Source organism: Propionivibrio pelophilus DSM 12018, assembly GCF_059569095.1.
The window spans coordinates 26,717-45,695 of record NZ_JCANUT010000006.1 but is presented as its reverse complement, the minus strand read 5'-3'; the positions used below and the strand labels follow the sequence as shown (position 1 = coordinate 45,695).

Genomic DNA, 18,979 nt, shown 5'->3' with positions numbered 1-18,979 from the left:
TGATCCCCGATAGCTCAGTCGGTAGAGCGCCGGACTGTTAATCCGTAGGTCCCTGGTTCGAGCCCAGGTCGGGGAGCCATAGGTCACGCGGCAGTAGCTCAGTTGGTAGAGCGCAACCTTGCCAAGGTTGAGGTCGAGAGTTCGAGACTCTTCTGCCGCTCCAGATATTTCTTTTTACGGACTGTCTCCATCGTCTAGAGGCCTAGGACACTACCCTTTCACGGTAGGTACCGGGGTTCGAATCCCCGTGGAGACGCCAAGATTTTGGCGCTATTCGCAATAGCGGTCGTTCAAGCAAAAAGCCCGAATCGAGTGATTCGGGCTTTTTGTTTTATGGAAGCAGGAGCCGAGGAGGCAAACAAGAGGCCCGACAGGCCAGTGCCACCGGGTGATGCTCTCCCACTACATAGAGTTGTCAGGCACTTCCTGTACGAACCCGAAACGTAGCTTCTGCTTCATCCGCTAACTTGCTGATCCTGTGGGCCTCTAACTCATCCTTCGCTTTCAATCTAGGCAACGCGATTGTGGAAAGCAAGGAAATCTTTTAGCGGCAACTACAGAAGTCCGAGTTGCCTGGATCGAGCGATGGCCTGGGTGCGGTTGCGGACGTTAAGTTTGCCGAACATCTGGGTCAGGTACCACTTGGTAGTGCTGACGGTGATGCCGAGCTTTTCGCCGATTTGCTGGTTGGTCAGGCCGAGGTTGAGCAGCTTGAGGATTTCCCGTTCCATTCGGCTCAGGCTCTGTTGCAGGGCGGAAGACGGGAGCGTTTCCTCGTCGAGGGCGAATGCTTCGAGCAGGCGGTTGACGAAGCCCGGATCGACGTGGCGCGTTTCGCCGAGCAGATCGGCCACGGCGCGGCCTTCGTCGAGGAAGACCCGCCGGTAGCCGCCGGGTGCCGCGAGCGAGACGGCCGTGCTCAGGCTGCGCGTCGCGGCGGCTTTTTCGCCGGCGGCTTTCCGGCAAAGCGCTTGCAGGATGTGGATGACGATCAGGCTGCCGTGGAAACCTTCCGCCCGGGCGTTTTTCTCCAGCGTGGACAGGATGTTCAATGCGCGCGTCGGTTGGTGGCGCGCGAGGTAAATGCGGGCGGCGAGAAGATCCTCCTCTTCGCCGCCGGCGCACGGAAGGGCGCGGGTCTCATCCAGCGTTCGCATCGCGCCTTCCACATTTCCTTCGCGCAACTGAAGCTCGGCGATGACGAGCGAGATGAGGCGGGCGCGGCGGGTGCTTTCGGGGCGCTGAGCGATCTCGCTGGCCTCCGCCAGAGTGTCCCAGGCGGCGTCGCGCTCGCCGCAGACGTGTTGCAGCTTGGCAAGCGCACGCAGGCCGAGCAGCGCGTAGAACACCATGCCGAGTTGGCGGGAGAGTTCGATGCCGGTGAGCAGACGGTAACGGGCCGATTCGAGATCGTTCTGTTCGTGGTCGATGATGCCGAGCCGGATGTAGAGCAGCGCAGCGACCGGGGCGGGAGAGTCCTTGGCATCGACGAAGCGGCTGATGGCCTTCTGGCACATCGCCCGTGCCTCGCGCAGCTTGCCCTGGCCGATCATCATCGGGATCAGCGCGCCCATCGTGTCGACGGTCATGAAGTGGTTGTCGAGCTGTTGCCCGAGTTGGACGCCCTTGCTGAGGGTGGCGGTCGCCGCGACGCGTTCGCCGGAGAGAGCCTGGGCCTGGCCGAGCAGGCTGTGGGCATAGACGCGGAAGAACGAGGCGCAGTCACCGAGTCGTCCCAGCGCCTGTTTGGCGAGCGTGACGGCATCCTTGGGGTCGCCCCAGCTCAGGGCGATGTAGGCGTGAATGGCGCCGAGCATGCCGCGGCGATGCAGCGGCTCGTCAGCGGATTCGAGTTCCCGCGCCAAGGCGGCGTAGGGTTGTCCTTCTGCCGTTCTTCCCGCCAGGCAGAGCGTCCAGGCCTTGTAGCAGGCGAGGTCGCTGTGCGCGCGGACCAGGTCGTCCGGCAGTTCGTCGAGCCAGCTGCGCAGCTTGGACAGTTCGCCCCGGGCCAGCACCTTGTCGGCAAAGTCGCGCAGCAGGCGAACGGTGCTCGGGAAGTCGCGTGCGGCGAAGGCGTGGCGGATCGCCTCTTCCTCGAAATTGTTGGCGGCGAACCAGCGGCTGGCCTGCAGATGCTGGCGCTGCTGTTCCTCTGTGTCGCACCCGGCGCGCAGGAACTCGGCGAAGAGCGGGTGATAGCGGAACCACTGCCGGTTTTCGTCGAGGCGCATCAGGAACATGTTGGCTTGTTCCAGGCGGATCAGCAGGTTGCGGCTGTTTGCAGTGCCGGTGACGGCGTCGCAAAGGGGGGCGCTGAGGCGGTCGAGCGCCGAGGTTCGCTGCAGGAAGTCGCGGATCTCTTGCGGTTGCCGGTTGAAGACTTCCTCCGCCAGATAGTCGAGCACGTGCCGGTGCTCACCGCCGAAGGCATCCACCCGCTGGGCGAAGCTGGCCATCGAGGCGTCGTCCGCCGAGTGTTGCAGGGAGAGCGCGGCCATCTGCAGCCCGGCGATCCAGCCCTCGGTCTTTCGTTCGAGGGTGCGCAGAAGGTCTTCTGGCAGAGCGAGGCCAATGGCTTCCGTGAGAAACCGTGCGGATTCGTTCGCGGAGAAGCGCAGCGATTCGAGCCCGATTTCGCTCAGCCGTTGCTGCATGCGCCAGCGGGCCAGCGGCAGCGGCGGTACTTCGCGGCTGATGAACACCAGATGCAGTTGCGTCGGCAGGTGATCGACGAGAAAGGCGACGGCCGCGTCGGTTTCTGGACTGGATACGGCGTGGTATCCGTCGAGGACGATCACCACGTCGCGCGATGTCTCCGCCAGTTCGCTGAGCAAGGCCGTGAGCAGATCGCTGGCCGCCGGCAACTGCAGCCGTCCGATCAGGAATACCGGCGCGCGGCCGACGTTCGGCACGGCCGACTGCACGGCGGCGACCAAGTGGTAAAGAAATCGGATCAGGTGCCTGTCTTCGGCGTCGAGGGACAGCCAGGCGACGTCGCAACGCCCCGTTTCGTCACGCAGGGCATCGGCCACCATCGTTGTCTTGCCGAATCCGGCCGGCGCGGTGACGATTGTCAGCGGTCGCCGCAATCCGTCGCGAAGTTCGTCGACCAGGCGCGGCCGGGTGATGGTATGTGGCCCTGGGGCGGGGATGCTGATCTTGGCGTTGACCAGCGCCTGTTGTGAAGTGAATGACATGCCTGCTCGCTGTAGTCCTGAACGCCGGGCAAAAAATGAATCGCGGCGGCACCAGGGGGTTCTCCCTCGGCGGACGGTCGACCGTCTCTTGTTTTCGTTCGATTCTACCCCGGGAGAAGGCGCTCAGTTCGCGGCGTCGCAGATCCGGCGAATCATCCCGACCTTGGTCGGGTGTGGCTTCCGTGGTGCTTCGCTACATTCCTGCCGATCATCTTTCAGGGAGAGAGAACGATGGAAATCATCGGCATTGCCGTGATCGGCGCGGGCCTGTTCGGACGCAAACATATCGAGACGATGCGACAGGAGACAGGTTGCCGCCTGGTGGCGATTGCCGATCCGACGCCTGCGGCCGCCGCGTATGCCCAGGAACTCGGGGTTCCGTGCTTCGCCGATTACGGCGAGATGCTCGATAAAGTCCGTCCGGATGCCGCGATCGTCGCTACGCCGAACGTCCTGCACGTCCCGGCAGGTCTGGCATGCGTCGCGCGCGGGATTCCGTTGCTGGTCGAAAAACCGATCGCCGACAACGTAGCCGACGCGCTGCAATTGACAGAGGCGGCGGAAGGGGCTGGCGTGGCCTTGCTGGTCGGGCATCACCGGCGACACAACCCGATCATCGAGGTGGCCCGCGAGGTGATCCAGAGCGGACGGATCGGGCGGGTGACGGCGATTTCAGCGCAGTGGATGCTGCTCAAGGCGCAGGACTACTTCGAGGCCGTGCATCGCCGCTCGCCGGGCGCCGGGCCGGTGCTGACCAACGCGGTGCACGATATAGACGACCTGCGCTACCTCTGCGGCGACATCGTCGCGGTGCAGGCGATGACGTCGAACGCCGTGCGCGGCTATCCGGTGGAGGACACGGCGGCGATCCTGTTGCGTTTCGCCAACGGCGCGCTGGGCTCGCTGACCGTTTCCGACACGGCCGTCGGTCCGTGGAGTTGGGAATTGACTTCCGGGGAGAATCCGTTCTACCCGTACAACGACGAAAACTGCTACCTGATTTCCGGGACGGAGGGTGCATTGTCCGTTCCCCGTCTGGAGTTGTGGCGTTACGGCGAGCAAAAAGGATGGGGTGTTCCGCTCGCCCGTGAACGTCTTCCGGCGTCGAACGAGGACCCGCTGGTTCGCCAGCTCCGGCACTTCTGTGCGGTGGTCCGTGGCGAGGCTGCACCGAAGGTTCCTGGCCGTGATGCCGTGCAAACGCTGCGGGTGGTTCAGGCGATTTTCGATTCGGCAGCGAGCGGTTGTCTCGTGCAGATCGGGGCCGAACAAGGGTGATCCAACACGTGTATTTTTCCTGCGGGGGCTTCGCGCTAACCGGTTTTTGCCGTTTCTTAACCCGTTTTAATAGTAATAACAACTACTTACATATTGAAACCATTCGCTTAAGATCCGTTTAAGCGGCGCGCCGTAGGATGCGGCTTCCTCGTTATCCTCACGGTGTTTCAATGAGTCATTCCTCTCTTGTTCTTTGCTCCGACGCCCTGGAGGCGGTCTCCGCAGCGCCGAGATTCGCCGTCGCTCTGGTTAACTACAAGACGGCGGACATGACCCGGGCGTGCCTTGAATTGTTGAGAAAATCGCTGTCCGGCTACGATGCCCAAATCTGGGTTGTCGATAATGGTTCGTCCGACGAGAGCAGTGCCTATTTGCGATCGCTCGACTGGATTCATCTGATCGAGCGGCAGCCGGATGGGCCGGAAGCCGGTTTTCTGGCGCACGGACGGGCGCTGAATCTCATCCAGGCGCGAACGTCGTGTGACTACCTGTTCCTGCTGCATACCGACACGCTGGTTTACGACGGAAGACTCTTTGGTGAAATGCTCGCGCACTGCCTTTCCGATGAAAAGCTGTTTGTCGTCGGTTGTCTCGATCAGATCAATCGCGGCTGGTTACAGTCGGCATGGCGGTTCGCAACGCGCTTTTCCAGCCACCAGTTCCGCCGTGCGAAGTTCGCGCTCGGACTTCCTTCGAGGCCGCCCAAGCCTTTTCGTGAAACCTACATCAAGAGTTTTTTCGCGCTGTGGAATTTGGGCATCATGCGCGATGCGGCCCAGAAATTCCTGATGACGGAGCGGATTCCTGGCTACGAGGCGCAGGATGTCTTGCTGGCAGCCGGCTATCGGCGTCGCGTGATGTCGGCGCGCATACTATTCCGTCATCTCGATCACCTCGAGGCGGGAACGGTTTCCGCCAATGGTGGTTATCGTGACGGACACCGTCGGGCGGAAAAATATCGGCGGATGATCGGTAAGGCACCTCTGTGCGAGATTGCCGCGGGCGCGACCTCGTAGTTCGTCAGCAGGGCGGAAAAAACCGCCGGTGGCGCAATGCGCTCCGGCGGCTTGTTGCGGGGTCAGACTGGCTTATTCGACCTTGGCCTTGGCGCGCAGCCCCTCGACCATCTTGGTGATCTGTTGCGCCTGCGCCTGTTGCAGCAGGCGCGGCTTGACCTCCTCGAACGGCGGGAAGGTGGTCGGGCGGGTGTCTTCGAGCATGATCACGTGGTAACCGAAATCGGACTTCACGGGCTTCTCGGTGTACTTGCCCTTTTCCAGCGCGGCCAGGGCGTCGGCGAAAGGCTTCACGTAGTTGCTGGAGGCCGCCCAGCCGAGATCGCCGCCGTTCTCCTTCGAGCCCGGATCGATCGACTGCTTGGCGAGTTCGTCGAACTTCGCGCCCTTCTTGAGGTTGTCGATGACCGTCTGCGCTTCGGCTTCTTCCTTGACCAGGATATGGTGGGCCTTGTATTCGGTGCCGCCGACCTGGGCCTTGACCTTTTCGTAGTCGACACGCAGTTTGGCTTCCTCGATCGGATGCTTCTTGATGTAGTCCTGCACGTAGCTGCGGATCAGGATGGCCTGCTTGGCGGCTTCGGCTTGCGCGGCGATGTCAGGCTTCTTGTCGAGACCGGCCTTCTTGGCCTCCTGGAAAAGAATTTCGCGGCGGATCAGTTCCTCGCGCACGGCGTTGCGCAACTCGGGCGAATCGGCCGCGCCCTTGGCCTTCTGCTCGGCCATGAAGGTGTCGGCGAAGCTTTGCGAGACGGCCGCACCGTTGACCTTGACGAAGGGTTTGTCGGCCGCCAGCAGCGGGGACGACAACAGGGCGCTGGCGAAGAGGGCAGCAGCGAGTTTCGAGGGTGTATTCATGTTGCGTGTTCCTGGTGGGTTGTCGGTCCGGGCCGCGTCTATGCGGGTGACCGGGGGAAACCGAGATGGTCGATCACGGCGCTTCTTCAGGCGTCAATGAGCGGATGCTCAGCGCATGTATTCTACTCCGCATCAGTTCGCCCAATGCGTCGTAGATGAGTCGGTGGCGCTGCAGCGTCGTCTTGCCCACGAAGTGGGTCGAGACGATCAGCAAGCGGTAATGGCCGCCTTCGCGGGCGCCGGCATGGCCGGCATGCAGGGCCGAATCGTCGATGACCTCGCAGCGAAGCGGTTCGAGGAAGGCGAGCCGTTCGCGCAGCAGCGACTCGATGTTGCTCAAGACGGGAAAACTTTCTTGAACGGCTTGATGGTGACCCTGGCGTACACGCCGGCGGCGACGTAAGGGTCGGCATCGGCCCAGGCCCTGGCGTCTTCCAGCGACGGGAATTCGGCGACGATCAGGCTGCCGGAGAAACCGGCCGGGCCCGGGTCGGGGCTGTCGATGGCCGGGCAGGGGCCGGCGACGATCATCCGCCCTTCGTCCTGCAGCGCTTTCAGTCTCTCCAGATGGGCCGGGCGGGCCGCCAGGCGCTTTTCCAGCGAGCCGGGGACGTCTTCTCCGATGATGGCGTAGAGCATTATTTCTTTTCCTCGATGTATTTCGACAGCATGAGACCCTGGATCACGGCGAAGACGAGCATCATCCCGATGCCGCCGAACAGCTTGAAATTGACCCAGATCTCGGTCGACAGGTTGAAGGCGAAGGCCACGGCCAGATTGGCCAGGCCCATGAAAGTGAAAAAGCCGATCCATGACCAGTTGAGGCGTTGCCAGACGAAGTCCGGCGCGTCGATCTGCTCGGCGAGCAGCGTGCGGATCATGTTCTTGCGGAAAAACAGCGTGCTGCCGGCCAGTCCCGCGGCGAGCGCCCAGTAGAGGACGGTCGGCTTCCACTTGATGAAGGTTTCGTTGTGGAAGATCAGGGTCATGCCGCCGAAGACGGTGATGATCGCGAGGCTGACCCAGAGCATCGTATCGACCTTGCGGTGCTTGAACCACACCCAGGCGATCTGGGCAAAGGTGGCGGCGATGGCGACGCCGGTGGCGACGAAGATGTCGCTCAGTTTGAAGGCCGCGAAGAACAGGATGACGGGGAACAGATCGAAGAGAAATTTCATGGCGAAACCGGCTAGAATGGCCCGGAATTATTGCCCATTTGCCACGGCGCGTCCATTTGTCGTCCGCGGCTTGTCACCAAGGGCTTCAGGGGGGATTTCATGCAGACCGTTCAGGTCACCCTGCGCGAGGGCGCAGATATCGGGGCGCTGTTGTCGCCTCTTGTCGCGCTTCAGCCCGACCTGGTTTTTGCTTTTGGGCGTTCCGGTGTTCTCGAGGCCGTGGCACCGGCGCTGGCCAGGGAACTGCCGGCGGCGCGGCGCATCGGCTGTTCGGCGGCGTATTCGGTTTCTTCGGGCGGGGTCGAGACCGACGCCTGCGTGCTGACCGGCGTGCGTTTCGAGCATGCACGGGTCGTCACGGTGTCCGCGAGGCTGGCCGGCAAGGACTCCTCGTTCGCTACCGGACAGCGCCTTGCCGAGTCGTTGTCAAAGGACGGTCTACGGGCTGTTGTACTGCTCGGACAGGGCGTGGGGATCCGGGGCGGCGCGTTTCTCGCGGGCTTCAATGAGGTGTTGGGGGATGGCGTGCCGGTAACGGGCGGACTGGCCAGCCGGCACGAAGGGTATTACACGACGCTGGTGCTGGATGATTCTGGCGTGGATGCCGAGACGGCGGTGGCGCTCGGCCTTTACGGGGAACGGCTGCGTTTCGGCTTTGGTGTACATGGCGGCTGGACGCCGTTCGGGGCCGCGCGCAAGGTCACGCGTTGCGACGGGAACATTCTGTACGAACTCGACGGCGAACCCGCGCTCGATGTTTATCGGCGCTATCTCGGCGACTACGCGAAAGATCTGCCGCTCGTTGGCCAGTTCTTCCCGTTTGCCATGCTTGATGCGAATCATCAGGAAGTCGGGCTGATCCGTTCCATGCTGGGTATCGATGTTGCAGCGGGCGCCTTGCGATTCGGTGACGATATCGTGCCGGGCAGTTACTTGCGGATGACGCATGCCAGCACGGACCGGCTGGTCGGCGGCGCCGAGTCCGCCGCCGAGTCGGCGATGCGCATGTTGCCGGGAAACGGTCGAGGCACCGGGATGGTGTTCATGGTCAGTTGCGTGGGGCGCGAGCTGGTCATGGGCGAGCGCGTCGAGGAGGAAGTCGAGGGGGTTCTCGATGTTTTCGGCAAGGATGTCCCGCTGGCCGGCTTCTACTCCTTCGGCGAAATCAGCCCGCCTGCTCCCGGCGATACCAGCAAGCTGCACAACCAGACGGTGATGGTCGCCTACATCGATGAATGGACCGACTGAATGAGGGCGATGCGATGATTCCGTACGCTGACGATCGTGCATAGGCTGCTTGCTCGCCAACTCCGGCGCGTGTTCGGGAGCGACGAATCGCGCCTGAAACGGGTGCTGGCGGATCTCGGCGCCTTGTCCAGCCAGCCGGGGCTCGCGCCCGAGACGATGCGCTTTCTCGCCGGTCTTGAAGGGTTTCTCGATCGGGTCGGTGCCGCCTACGAACAAAACGATCGCGACCTGGAACTGACCGCACGCGGTCTCGAACTCAGTTCGCACGAGGTGTTGCAGGCCAATGACCGGTTGCGCGAGGAACTGGCGCGCAGCCGCCGGGCGATTGAATCCTTGCGCGAGGCGGCGAACGAAATGATCGGTTCGGGCGGTGATGCGCCGCTGCCGCGCGAGACTGATGACATCGAAGCGCTGTCGACGCTGATGAGCGATCTGGTCAAGCAGCGCGAGGTCGCCCAGCGGCATTTGCGCGGCGCCCTGGCCGATCTGGCCAATCAGAAGTTCGCGCTCGATCAGCACGCGATCGTCAGTACGACCGACGTGAACGGCAACATTACCCATGCCAACGACCGCTTCTGCGAGATCAACGGCTATTCACGCGACGAACTGATCGGCCAGAACCATCGCCTCGTCAAGTCAGGCGCCCATCAGCCGGAATTCTATGCAGAGATGTGGGGGACGATTGCCGCCGGGCGGGTCTGGCAGGGTGAGATGTGCAACCGAACGAAAAGCGGTGGTCGTTACTGGGTCAGCGCCACGATTGTCCCGTTTTGCGACGAAGCCGGCGTTCCCGTGCAGTACATCTCGATCCGCACCGACATCACCGAGCGCAAGAGGCAGGAGGCCATCATCGCGGCGGCCGAGCAGCGCTTGCTGCACATCACCAATACCTTGCCCGGCGTGGTCTTCCAGTGGGAAGTCGGGCACGGAACGATCCGCTATACCTTCATCAACGACCGGGCGATGGAAATTCGCGGACTGGACCGTGAGGCGCTGTTCGCCGATCCCTTCGTGGCGACCCGGCAGATCGTCGACGAGGATCGCCAGCGGATTTATGACGGAGTGATGGACGCCGCCGAGCGGCTGGTGCCCTGGCGCGACGAGTTCCGCGTGCGGATTCCGGATGGATCGATCCGCTGGATCCGCAGCGAGATCAACCCGGAACCCGAGCGCCTGCCCAACGGCAACGCGGTATTCACCGGCATCTGGCAGAACGTGACACGGCTGAAGCAGGCGCAGGAACGTCTGGTCGAAGTGACGGAGAATCTGCCGCTCGCGGTTTTCCAGTTCGTACAGCCGGCCAGCGGCAATTCGTATTTCTCCTTCTTCAGTTCCGGCCTCGAACGGATTTGCGGCGTGCCGGCAGAAATGGCGATGGCTGATGCCGACCAGTTCCGCGCGCAGATCGACGCCGATGACCTGCGTCGGATTCGCGCGGCGATTGCCGATTCAAGAGCGCGCGAGGTGCCGTGGGCACAGGACTACCGGCTCACGCACCGCCAAACCGGCGAGATCGTGTGGGCGCATACCGAGGCCCGGCCGAAACGTTCGCCGGACGGCCTCATGCTGTGGAACGGCTACATTGCCGACATCAGCGAAGCCCGTCGCGTGTCCGAGGAACTGCAGCGCGCCAAGGAGGCTGCCGAAGCGGCGAACCGGGCGAAGTCCGACTTCCTCGCCAACATGAGCCACGAAATCCGCACGCCGATGAACGGGATCATCGGGATGACCGAGCTGGTGCTCGACAGCGCGCTCGACGAGGAGCAGCGCGAGTACCTGCAGGTCGTCAAGTCATCGTCCGAATCGTTACTCACCGTACTCAACGATATCCTCGATTTCTCCCGGATCGAGGCCGGCAAGCTGCAGATCGAGAACATTCCATTTGATCTCCGGCGCACGATCGATGCGACGTTGCAGTCGCTGGCCATCGATGCCTTCAAGAAGGGGCTTGAACTCGTCTGCGACATCGGCACGGAGGTGCCGCAGGAGGTTGTCGGAGACCCGGGGCGGCTGCGGCAGATCCTGGTCAATCTGGTCGGCAATGCGATCAAGTTCACCGAACACGGTGAAATCATCCTCACGGTGGCGTTGCTGGAGCAGGATGAGACGGGCGTGCTCTGCCAGTTCTCGGTCAAGGACAGCGGCATCGGCATTCACGCAGACAAGCTCGACGCCATTTTCGATGCCTTCACCCAGCAGGACAGCTCGATGACCCGGCGCTACGGCGGAAGCGGGCTGGGGCTGTCGATCTCGCGGCGTCTGTCCGAAGCGCTGGGCGGCCGCATCTGGGCCGAGAGTGAGGCCGGGCGGGGCAGCACCTTTCATTTCACTGCGCACTTCGGGGTGTGTGCCGGCGTTGCTTTCGATGCGACCGCCACGGCCGGGTCATTCTCTCCGCTTATCAGCCACGTGCAGGGCGATACGCCATCGTCGCGTACCATGGCCCCTGTTCCGGGAAGCGGCCGAACGCCTGTGTCCTCTTCCTTTGATTACGCCGCGGCGCTACGGCGAGCCGATCCGGAGGTGCTCGATATTGTCGCTGCCGCCTTCCTGGACCGGTATCCGGCGGAGCTGGGCAAACTGCGGGCGCGGCGTGCGGCATGCGATGCCAACGCCCTGCTCTTTGTCACGCACGCCTTGCGCGGCAATCTCGGGCTGTTTCATGCGCGCCCGGCAGAAGATCTCGCCCAGCGTATCGAGCGGCTTGCGGCAAGGGGCGCGTGCGGCGAAACGGATGACCTGATCGAACGGCTGGCGCAGGAACTGGAACTGCTGGCCGTGGCTCTCGCACGGGTAGTCCAGCGGGAGCGGCATGACTAGAGCATCGCTGGGGCGATTGCTATACTGGCGCGACGCCACGAGGAGAAGAAAGGCATGAACCGGATCGCCATTGTCGATGATAGCGACATAAACCTGACCCTGTTGAGCGCTCTCGTCCGGCGGTTGGGCGACTGCGAACCGCTGCTGTTCCAGGATTCGCCACGCGGCCTGGCCTGGTGTTCGGAAAACCGGCCGGATCTGGTCGTCGTCGACTACATGATGCCCGATCTCGACGGGATCGAGTTCATCGCCCGGTTGCGCCAGGTTGGTGGTTGCGAGGATCTGCCGATCCTGATGATCACCGCCAACGACGACAAGGAAGTTCGCTACGAGGCGCTGCAGCGGGGAGCTACCGACTTTCTGACCAAGCCGGTCGATCGTATCGAGTTTTCCGCGCGCGTGCGCAACATGCTGGCTCTCGGCGCCAGTCGCAAGAAACTGGCCGACAAGGCCGAATGGCTGGCGTCGGAGGTCGAAAAGGCCACGCTGGCGGTGCATGCGCGCGAGCAGGAACTGCTCTTCCGGATGTCCCGTGCCGCCGAATTCCGTGACCCCGAGACCGGTGCCCACATCCAGCGGATAGCCCATTATTCGCAGCTGATCGCTCGCCGGCTCGGGCTGCCGGTCGACGATCAGGAACTGATCCTGCGCACCGCGCCGATGCACGATATCGGCAAGATAGGCATTCCGGACGGCATCCTGCTCAAGCCGGGCAAATTGACGCCGGAAGAATTCGACGAAATGAAGCGGCACACGGTGATCGGGCATGAGTTGCTCAGCGGCAGCGAATCGCTGGTGTTTCAGACGGCGGCGGTAATTGCCGTCTCGCATCACGAGAAATTCGACGGCTCCGGCTATCCCTATGGCATCAAGGGCGAAGCCATTCCACTATTCGGGCGGATTGTCGCCGTCGCCGACGTGTTCGATGCGCTGACCTCGGTGCGTCCCTACAAACCGGCCTGGCCGCTCGAGCGCGCCCAGGCGTATCTGCGCGAAAACATGGGCAATCACCTCGATCCGGCCTGCGTCGATGCTTTCTTCGCGGCTTGGGACGAAGTGCTGGATATCCATGCGCGCTATCAGGATGAACCACCGTTGGTGGCTGCCGAGCTGGCAATGAATTGTGCGCGGGGGTAATGATGTTCGGTGATGGACCGATATACGACCGGGAACAGGCGCTGGCGCAACTCGACGGCGATACCGCCCTCATTGCCGAGATCGTCGCGATGCTGGTTGCCGAGGGAGAAAACTACTGCACGGCGCTCGATGTGGCGCTGGCCTCGGGCGATGCAGCCGAACTGCGGCGTGAGGCGCACACGGTGAAGAGCGTGCTGGCCAGTTTTTCCTGTGAACGCGGGCGTGAAATCGCCTGGCAACTGGAGGAACAGTCGGCGTTGGGGGAACTCGACGGCGCGCCGGGACAGGTGGCGGAACTGGAGTCAGTCATTCGGCAACTGATCGCCGAACTGGCTGCAGGGCACTAGCGTTCGGGAATTTGCAGCAGCGCCGCGGCGGCTTCGGGTGTGCTGGCGGCGGGAATGACGCCGAGCAGTGGGGTGTCGATGCGGGCGCGCAACGCGGCGAGATTTTCCTCGAAACGCGACATGGCCGGATCGATGCGGTTGGCGATCCAGCCGGCGAGTTTCAGGCCGCGTGCGGCAATGGCCTGGCAACTCAGCAGGGCGTGATTGATGCAGCCGAGCCGCATGCCGACAACGAGGATCACCGGCAGCCCGAGTTTTTCCGCCAGATCGGCGGTGTCGCTGTGTTCGTCCAGCGGCACGCAGAAACCGCCGACGCCTTCCACCAGAACGGCATCGGCCAGCGGGCGCAATTGTTCGAAGGCGGTGACGATATGGTCGATATCGATCGAGACGCCGGCTTCGGCAGCGGCAATGTGCGGCGCGATCGCCGGCTGGAAAAGATAGGGGTTGATCAGTTCGCGTGGCGCGGCGACGCCGGAGGCCGCAACGAGGCGTTCGACGTCGTCGTTCTTGCCGTCGGCGCCGGTGCCGGCGGCGACCGGCTTCATGCCGATGGCGCGCTGGCCGCGGTGTTTCAGGGCCAGCAACAGCGCGCAGGTGGCGAAAGTCTTGCCGACTTCGGTATCGGTGCCGGCGACGAACCAGGCCGGCGCGTTGCGGTGTGCTTGGTCACTCATTTGCTTGCCTCATTTTTGTGCATACCCCAACAGGACGTCGTAGCTCGCCGGCAGCCCGGCCGGCGTGCGGAATTGTTCGTAGGCGGCTTCGACCTTGCGCCAGGCGGCGCGGCCCATCATGCCTTGGCGGTTGCCGTCGCCGACGTTCTGCGCGCCGATGTCCTTGATCGAGCGCAGCAGCGATTTGAGGTCGGGGTAGTAGATGGTGTGCCGTTCGCGCATCAGGCGGATATCGCGCAGGCCGGCGGCGTCCAGCGCTGTATGCAGCCTGTCGGGTTCGTTGAACGGCAGGGTGTGGCGGTGCTGGTCGATGCCGGCGAAGGCGGCGCGCAGCTCGGCGAAGGTGTCGGGGCAGAGCGTGCTGAACGCGATCTGCCCGCCCGGACGGAGGACGCGTGCCGCTTCCTGGAAGACGATGTCGGCGTGGCACCACTGGATCGACAGGCTGGACCACCAGAGGTCGAAATTCGCCGCTGCGAACGGCAGTTTCTCGATGTCGGCGGCCTGGCAGCAATCGAAGGTGTTTCGTGCGGCGGTAACCATGGCCGGGGCGAAATCGACGCCGGCGATCTGCGCCTGCGGCCAGCGGGCGCGCAGCAGGCGGGCGCCGTAGCCGGTGCCGCAGCCGGCGTCGAGAATGCGTTGTGGCGGTTCGGCAGTCCAGATCAGTGCCGCCTGCAGCCTCTCGCAGACGCGACGCTGCACCACGGCGGCGCCGTCGTAGGTGGCTGCCGCGCGGTCGAAGGCGTCGCGGACGCGTTGCTTAAGCGAACTCAGGGGCATGGAGGAAAGCGCCGATACGGCGGGCGAAGCGTTCGGGGTCGTTGAGGAAGGGCGCGTGCGCCGCGCCCGGGAAGATCTCGAGTTCGGCTTGCGGCAATTGGTCGGCCAGCCAGTGCGCGGCGGCCAGCGGCATCAGCGGATCGTTTTCGCCGTGGATCAGCAGCACCGGGCAGGCGATTCCGGTGACGATGTTGCGAAGGTCGACATCGCGCAGCCAGCCAAGGCCGGCGAGCAGGGTTTCGGTCGACGGCAGTGGGTTGGAGAACACCGTTCGTGCGATCTCCCGGCCGATGCTGCGCGCCTTGGCATCGCCCTGATTGGTGACGGCGACGAAACGTTGCAGCGTGGTTTTGGCATCGTTAGCCACGGCGGATGAGAATTCGTCGAGCAGCGCGGGCGGTTGCGCCGCGGGCCAATCGTCGCGCTGCGCGAAGCAGGGCGTCGCGCCGACCAGGATCAGCCGGCCGACGCGCTCCGGCGCGAGTTGCGTGGCCTGCAGCGCCAGCAGGCTGCCGAGCGACCAGCCGCAGAGCGTGGCGCCGGGCGAAAGTGTGTCTGCCAGCGCTTGCGCGGCTTCCATGAAGGTTTGCCCGCGCTCAGGGCTGTCGCCATAGCCGGGCAGGTCGGCGAATCGTGGCGCGACCGTTTCCGCCAGCACCGGCAGGCAGGGCGACCATACCGTGCGGCCGAGGCCCCAGCCGTGCAGCAACACGAGATCGGGGCGGTTCATGCCGGATCCTCCAGTTCGCGCAGCGCGTCGACGAGCAGTTGCACCTGCGTTTCGCTGTGCGCCGAACTGAGCGAGACGCGCAGCCGCGCCGTGCCTTTCAGCACCGTCGGCGGACGGATTGCCGGGACCCACAGGCCGCGCTCGAAAAGGGCGAGGGCGACGCGCAGCGCTTCGTGGTTGTCGCCGATGATCACCGGCTGGATCGCTGTCGGCGACGGCATCAGCTGCCAGCGCGATCCGGCGAGTCCGGCGCGCAGCGTATCGGTCAGCCGGTGCAGGTGGCGGCGCCGCTCGTCGCCCCGTTCGATCAGTTCCAGGCTGGCCAGCAGGGCGCAGGCGATGATCGGGCTGGAACCGGTGGTGAAGATGTAGGTGCGCGCCCGCTGCAGCAGCCATTCGATGACTGTCTCCGAGCCGGCGACGAACGCGCCCGAGGCGCCGGCGGCTTTCCCCAGCGTTCCCATGTAGATCAGGCGCGGGTTGGCCGGTATGTCGAAGTGGCTGAGGCTGCCGCGGCCCTGGTCGCCGAGCACGCCGAAGCCGTGCGCGTCGTCGACCACCAGCCAGGCGTCGAAGCGTTCCGCCAGTTGCAGTAGCTGGGGCAGTGGCGCAAGGTCGCCGTCCATGCTGAACACGGCGTCGGTGAGGATCAGCTTGCGCTTGGCCGTGCTGGCCGCGAGCAGTCGTTCGAGGGCGGCAAGGTCGCCGTGCGGGTAGCGTTCGTGGTCGGCGCGGGAGAGTTGCACCGCGTCGATCAGCGAGGCGTGGTTGAGCTTGTCGGCGAACACCGCATCGCCGCGTCCGACCAGCGCGACGACGATGCCGAGGTTGGCCATGTAGCCGGTCGAGAACAGCAGGGCACGGTCGAAGCCGGTGAACGCGGCGAGCTTTTCCTCCAGCAATTCGTGCGGTGTCAGATGGCCGCTGACGAGGTGCGAGGCCCCGCTGCCGACGCCCCAGCGGCGTGCGCCGGCGCACGCCGCTTCGACCAGCGCCGGGTCGTTGGCGAGGCCGAGGTAGTCGTTGCTGCAGAAGCTGATCAGTTCGCGTCCGTCGACCCGCGCCAGTGGGCCGCAGGGGGCGTCGAGCGTGCGGCGGCGGCGTTTTAGACCGTCTCGTTCAAGATCGGCCAGGCCGCTTTCGAGTTCGTCCCAGATCATGCGGCGAGCGTGGCGTCGAGGGCGCCACCGACTGCGCGGCCCAGATGGTCAATTTGTTCGTCATCGACGATGTACGGCGGCATCAGATAGACGGTGTGGCCGATCGGCCGTGTCAGCGCCTCGCGTTCCAGCGCCGCACGGTAGAAGTGGCGCGAGAACTTCGGGTCGTCGCAGGCGACGTCGAAGGCGATGATCATGCCGCGCTGGCGCAGATTGCTGACTTGCGGGTAGTCAGCGAGCGGGGCGAGTGTCGCAGCGAGTTTCTGTGCGCGGACGATGTTCTGCTCCAGCACCTTGTCTTCGGCAAAGATGTCGAGCGTGGCCAGCGCCGCGCGGCAGGCCAGCGCGTTGCCGGTGTAGGAGTGCGAGTGCAGGAAGCCGCGCACGGTGGCGTCATCGTAGAAGGCTGCGTACACCGTGTCGGTGGTGAGGACGATCGACAGCGGCAGGTAGCCGCCCGAGATGCCTTTCGACAGGCAGAGGAAGTCGGGTTTGATACCGGCTTGCTCATGGGCGAAGAAAGTGCCGGTGCGGCCGCAGCCGACGGCGATTTCGTCGCAGATCAGATGCACTTCGTAGCGATCGCAGAGGGCGCGGGCGAGGCGCAGATACTCCGGGTCGTACATGACCATGCCGCTGGCGCACTGGATCAGCGGCTCGACGATGAAGGCGGCAATCGTTTCGTGATGCGCTTCCAGGTGCTTTTCGAGCGCAGCGGCGGCGCGGCGGGCGACGTCGGCCGGCGTTTCGCCCGGTTCGGCGCGGCGTGCATCCGGCGTCGGCACGGTGGCGGCGCTGCGTACCAGCGGTGCGTAGGCGTCCTTGAAGATCGCCACGTCGGTGACGGCCAGCGCGCCGACGGTTTCGCCGTGGTAGCTGCCTTCGAGACAGAGGAAATCCTGTTTCTTCTCGCGCCCGCGGTTGCGCCAGCTGTGGAACGACATCTTCAGCGCGATCTCGGTCGCCGAGGCGCCGTCGGAGGCGTAGAAGCAATGGCCCAGCGCGCCACCGGTCAGCGCCGACAGGCGTTCCGAGAGCTCGACGACCGGCTGGTGCGTGAAGCCGGCGAGGATGACGTGCTCCAGTTCGTCGAGCTGCGCGCGCAGCGCGGCGTTGATGCGCGGATTGGCGTGGCCGAAAAGGTTGACCCACCAGGAGCTGATCCCGTCGAGATAGCGCCGGCCATCGAAGTCGTAAAGCCAGGCGCCTTGACCGCGGGCGATCGGGATCAGCGGCAGTTCCGCATCGCGGCCGCCGGAATGCTGTTTCATCTGCGTGCACGGATGCCAGACGGCGGCGAGGCTGCGCTGGAGCAGGTCGGCGTTGTTCATGGTAGTCAGTGCAGGGTTTGCGACGGCGCGTTGCCGAGGTCGGGCATTTCGGCATGCACCGTTTCGCCCTCGACGTTCGGATAGAGCGGCGCGCCGCAGTCGTCGCAGAACTCGAACGGAAACTGCTGATTGTGCACGACGACTTCCTTGATGCCGGATTCGCGCAGGAGGTTTTCGACTTCACCGACGACGTCGGTCGCTTCATCCTCGCTACCGAGCAGCGGCCAGACCACGCCGTGATAGACGATGTCCTCGTCACGCGGACCGAAACCGATGCGGTATTCCTCCAGCCGCTTGTCGTGGAAGCCGCCGATGATCGCGCGCAGCGATTCGGCCGGCTTGCCGAGCGTTGTCTGCAGGAAGGCGACCGAGGCGCGCAGCGAGTACGGGCGCGAGGCCATGTCGGCGAGGCGGCAGGCGGCGTGGTAGGCATCGGCGAGCAGCGGCTGGAAAGCGCAGCCGGCGAGCAGCGGTTCCAGCGACGGGCAGCCCTGCTTGATCCATTCCTTCAGTGCTGATTCGCGGGTGACGCCGTCCTGCTCGTTCCAGCGGAACAGCGGCATGCCACGCGGGACGGCGACAGCGCCGATCAGGTAGCGGGTGTCGGAGAGAAACTGGTTGGTTTCGGGCAGGGCCGAAACGTCGAGCGCCGGCGCCTGGTTGCACAGTGCGGCGCCGCCGAGGTCGCGCATCAGCTGCCAGGTATCGACGAAGCTGCGCGGCAGCTGGTCGGGGCTGTACAGGTAATCGATCAGCGTGATCTGCGCGGCACCGGAAAATACGTGCGCGCCGAGCTGCACCTTGAGTGCTTCCAGCGTGCCGCCGGGGATGGTGCCGGCGGGGATCGAGAAGCGCGACCAGGCCAGCAGCGGGGAATTGAACAGCATGATGTCGTAGTCCTGCCCCTGATGCGTCAGCACACACGATTCGGCCCGCGCCTCGATGGTGTCGGCGAGGCAGTCGTGCGCCGCGGCGTGCGAGTCGAACAGGCGGTCGAGCGCGGCGTTGAGGTCGTCCTCGCCGCCATCCTGCAGGATGCGGTCGATCAGGTCGACGAGTTGCCGCTCCCAGAATTCGCGCTCGAGGCGCCCGCCGGCTTCCGCAAGGCCGGTGGCCAGGCGCCCGAGTTCGGTGGCGTCGGAGGACATGCGTTTGCGGGAGGAGAGGCGGTTGCGTTTCATCGTGAAATTCCAGTGATTCAAATAATCGGCTATTGTAA

General features: G+C 64.2%; 17 protein-coding genes and 3 tRNA genes. 9 read left to right on the top strand and 11 right to left on the bottom strand.

Annotation, left to right across the window (positions count from 1 at the left end; translation table 11 throughout):
* Positions 1 to 3 precede the first annotated feature (3 nt).
* The 3 genes from BO74_RS04860 (at position 4) to BO74_RS04850 (ending at position 259) form a co-directional block, all read left to right on the top strand.
* Positions 4 to 79: transfer RNA gene (locus tag BO74_RS04860), tRNA-Asn, on the top strand.
* An 8-nt stretch (positions 80 to 87) separates the two neighbouring features.
* Positions 88 to 163 (top strand) — tRNA-Gly (locus BO74_RS04855).
* 20 nt (positions 164 to 183) lie between these two features.
* Positions 184 to 259: transfer RNA gene (locus BO74_RS04850), tRNA-Glu, on the top strand.
* A gap of 295 nt (positions 260 to 554) precedes the next feature.
* Here the strand turns inward: BO74_RS04850 and BO74_RS04845 are convergent.
* A complete protein-coding gene (locus BO74_RS04845; protein WP_496440464.1) occupies positions 555 to 3,197 on the bottom strand; it encodes a winged helix-turn-helix domain-containing protein in 2,643 nt (880 codons plus the stop codon).
* Between the two features lie 231 nt (positions 3,198 to 3,428).
* Here BO74_RS04845 and BO74_RS04840 point away from each other — a divergent pair, with 231 nt between their 5' ends.
* Together BO74_RS04840 and BO74_RS04835 are read left to right on the top strand one after the other, a co-directional pair.
* Positions 3,429 to 4,475, top strand: a complete 1,047-nt coding sequence (locus BO74_RS04840) for a Gfo/Idh/MocA family protein (protein ID WP_496440463.1) — start codon at positions 3,429 to 3,431, stop codon at positions 4,473 to 4,475.
* A gap of 170 nt (positions 4,476 to 4,645) precedes the next feature.
* Positions 4,646 to 5,491 (top strand): glycosyltransferase family 2 protein, encoded by an 846-nt coding sequence (locus BO74_RS04835; protein ID WP_496440462.1) that lies wholly within the window; start codon positions 4,646 to 4,648, stop codon positions 5,489 to 5,491.
* A gap of 72 nt (positions 5,492 to 5,563) precedes the next feature.
* On the opposite strand, the gene BO74_RS04830 is transcribed toward BO74_RS04835, so the two are convergent.
* From BO74_RS04830 to BO74_RS04815, 4 genes are all read right to left on the bottom strand, one after another.
* Positions 5,564 to 6,349 (bottom strand): peptidylprolyl isomerase, encoded by a 786-nt coding sequence (locus BO74_RS04830; protein WP_496440461.1) that lies wholly within the window; start codon positions 6,347 to 6,349, stop codon positions 5,564 to 5,566.
* A gap of 73 nt (positions 6,350 to 6,422) precedes the next feature.
* Complete coding sequence (locus BO74_RS04825) at positions 6,423 to 6,689, bottom strand: BolA family protein (RefSeq protein ID WP_496440460.1); 267 nt, start codon at positions 6,687 to 6,689, stop codon at positions 6,423 to 6,425.
* Positions 6,686 to 6,988, bottom strand: coding sequence for a YciI family protein (locus BO74_RS04820; protein WP_496440459.1), 303 nt, complete (start codon positions 6,986 to 6,988; stop codon positions 6,686 to 6,688). Before BO74_RS04820 ends, BO74_RS04825 begins: the two co-directional genes overlap by 4 nt.
* On the bottom strand, positions 6,988 to 7,527 hold the full coding sequence (locus tag BO74_RS04815; RefSeq protein WP_496440458.1) for a septation protein A: 540 nt from the start codon (positions 7,525 to 7,527) through the stop codon (positions 6,988 to 6,990). Before BO74_RS04815 ends, BO74_RS04820 begins: the two co-directional genes overlap by 1 nt.
* A gap of 99 nt (positions 7,528 to 7,626) precedes the next feature.
* Between BO74_RS04815 and BO74_RS04810 the strand changes: the two genes are divergently transcribed.
* The 4 genes from BO74_RS04810 to BO74_RS04795 are packed head-to-tail and all read left to right on the top strand — an operon-like array spanning position 7,627 to position 13,079.
* Positions 7,627 to 8,775 (top strand): FIST signal transduction protein, encoded by a 1,149-nt coding sequence (locus tag BO74_RS04810; RefSeq protein ID WP_496440457.1) that lies wholly within the window; start codon positions 7,627 to 7,629, stop codon positions 8,773 to 8,775.
* A 36-nt stretch (positions 8,776 to 8,811) separates the two neighbouring features.
* Positions 8,812 to 11,595, top strand: coding sequence for a PAS domain-containing protein (locus tag BO74_RS04805; RefSeq protein WP_496440455.1), 2,784 nt, complete (start codon positions 8,812 to 8,814; stop codon positions 11,593 to 11,595).
* A 54-nt stretch (positions 11,596 to 11,649) separates the two neighbouring features.
* Positions 11,650 to 12,732, top strand: a complete 1,083-nt coding sequence (locus BO74_RS04800) for an HD domain-containing phosphohydrolase (protein ID WP_496440454.1) — start codon at positions 11,650 to 11,652, stop codon at positions 12,730 to 12,732.
* On the top strand, positions 12,732 to 13,079 hold the full coding sequence (locus BO74_RS04795) for an Hpt domain-containing protein (protein WP_496440452.1): 348 nt from the start codon (positions 12,732 to 12,734) through the stop codon (positions 13,077 to 13,079). Before BO74_RS04800 ends, BO74_RS04795 begins: the two co-directional genes overlap by 1 nt.
* Here the strand turns inward: BO74_RS04795 and bioD are convergent.
* Genes bioD through BO74_RS04765 form a run of 6 tightly spaced genes read right to left on the bottom strand, consistent with a single transcriptional unit; the run spans position 13,076 to position 18,941 of the window.
* Positions 13,076 to 13,756 (bottom strand): dethiobiotin synthase, encoded by a 681-nt coding sequence (gene bioD / locus BO74_RS04790; RefSeq protein ID WP_496440451.1) that lies wholly within the window; start codon positions 13,754 to 13,756, stop codon positions 13,076 to 13,078. The genes BO74_RS04795 and bioD overlap by 4 nt on opposite strands.
* A 9-nt stretch (positions 13,757 to 13,765) precedes the next feature.
* On the bottom strand, positions 13,766 to 14,539 hold the full coding sequence (gene bioC, locus BO74_RS04785; protein ID WP_496440449.1) for a malonyl-ACP O-methyltransferase BioC: 774 nt from the start codon (positions 14,537 to 14,539) through the stop codon (positions 13,766 to 13,768).
* Positions 14,520 to 15,269, bottom strand: a complete 750-nt coding sequence (locus tag BO74_RS04780) for an alpha/beta fold hydrolase (protein WP_496440448.1) — start codon at positions 15,267 to 15,269, stop codon at positions 14,520 to 14,522. The genes bioC and BO74_RS04780 overlap by 20 nt, the downstream gene beginning before the upstream one ends.
* A complete protein-coding gene (gene bioF / locus BO74_RS04775; protein WP_496440446.1) occupies positions 15,266 to 16,429 on the bottom strand; it encodes an 8-amino-7-oxononanoate synthase in 1,164 nt (387 codons plus the stop codon). Before bioF ends, BO74_RS04780 begins: the two co-directional genes overlap by 4 nt.
* Positions 16,426 to 17,760, bottom strand: a complete 1,335-nt coding sequence (gene bioA / locus BO74_RS04770; RefSeq protein WP_496440445.1) for an adenosylmethionine--8-amino-7-oxononanoate transaminase — start codon at positions 17,758 to 17,760, stop codon at positions 16,426 to 16,428. The genes bioF and bioA overlap by 4 nt, the downstream gene beginning before the upstream one ends.
* Before the next feature lie 5 nt (positions 17,761 to 17,765).
* Complete coding sequence (locus BO74_RS04765) at positions 17,766 to 18,941, bottom strand: DUF2863 family protein (protein WP_496440444.1); 1,176 nt, start codon at positions 18,939 to 18,941, stop codon at positions 17,766 to 17,768.
* Positions 18,942 to 18,979: the final 38 nt, after the last annotated feature.

Excerpts from the sequence above, each read along its gene's own strand:
- BO74_RS04845 (WP_496440464.1), bottom strand. The coding sequence starts at position 3,197 with ATGTCATTCACTTCACAACAGGCGCTGGTCAACGCCAAGATCAGCATC.
- BO74_RS04840 (WP_496440463.1), top strand. The coding sequence starts at position 3,429 with ATGGAAATCATCGGCATTGCCGTGATCGGCGCGGGCCTGTTCGGACGC.
- BO74_RS04835 (WP_496440462.1), top strand. The coding sequence starts at position 4,646 with ATGAGTCATTCCTCTCTTGTTCTTTGCTCCGACGCCCTGGAGGCGGTC.
- BO74_RS04830 (WP_496440461.1), bottom strand. The coding sequence starts at position 6,349 with ATGAATACACCCTCGAAACTCGCTGCTGCCCTCTTCGCCAGCGCCCTG.
- BO74_RS04820 (WP_496440459.1), bottom strand. The coding sequence starts at position 6,988 with ATGCTCTACGCCATCATCGGAGAAGACGTCCCCGGCTCGCTGGAAAAG.
- BO74_RS04815 (WP_496440458.1), bottom strand. The coding sequence starts at position 7,527 with ATGAAATTTCTCTTCGATCTGTTCCCCGTCATCCTGTTCTTCGCGGCC.
- BO74_RS04810 (WP_496440457.1), top strand. The coding sequence starts at position 7,627 with ATGCAGACCGTTCAGGTCACCCTGCGCGAGGGCGCAGATATCGGGGCG.
- BO74_RS04800 (WP_496440454.1), top strand. The coding sequence starts at position 11,650 with ATGAACCGGATCGCCATTGTCGATGATAGCGACATAAACCTGACCCTG.
- BO74_RS04795 (WP_496440452.1), top strand. The coding sequence starts at position 12,732 with ATGATGTTCGGTGATGGACCGATATACGACCGGGAACAGGCGCTGGCG.
- bioD (WP_496440451.1), bottom strand. The coding sequence starts at position 13,756 with ATGAGTGACCAAGCACACCGCAACGCGCCGGCCTGGTTCGTCGCCGGC.
- bioC (WP_496440449.1), bottom strand. The coding sequence starts at position 14,539 with ATGCCCCTGAGTTCGCTTAAGCAACGCGTCCGCGACGCCTTCGACCGC.
- BO74_RS04780 (WP_496440448.1), bottom strand. The coding sequence starts at position 15,269 with ATGAACCGCCCCGATCTCGTGTTGCTGCACGGCTGGGGCCTCGGCCGC.
- bioF (WP_496440446.1), bottom strand. The coding sequence starts at position 16,429 with ATGATCTGGGACGAACTCGAAAGCGGCCTGGCCGATCTTGAACGAGAC.
- bioA (WP_496440445.1), bottom strand. The coding sequence starts at position 17,760 with ATGAACAACGCCGACCTGCTCCAGCGCAGCCTCGCCGCCGTCTGGCAT.
- BO74_RS04765 (WP_496440444.1), bottom strand. The coding sequence starts at position 18,941 with ATGAAACGCAACCGCCTCTCCTCCCGCAAACGCATGTCCTCCGACGCC.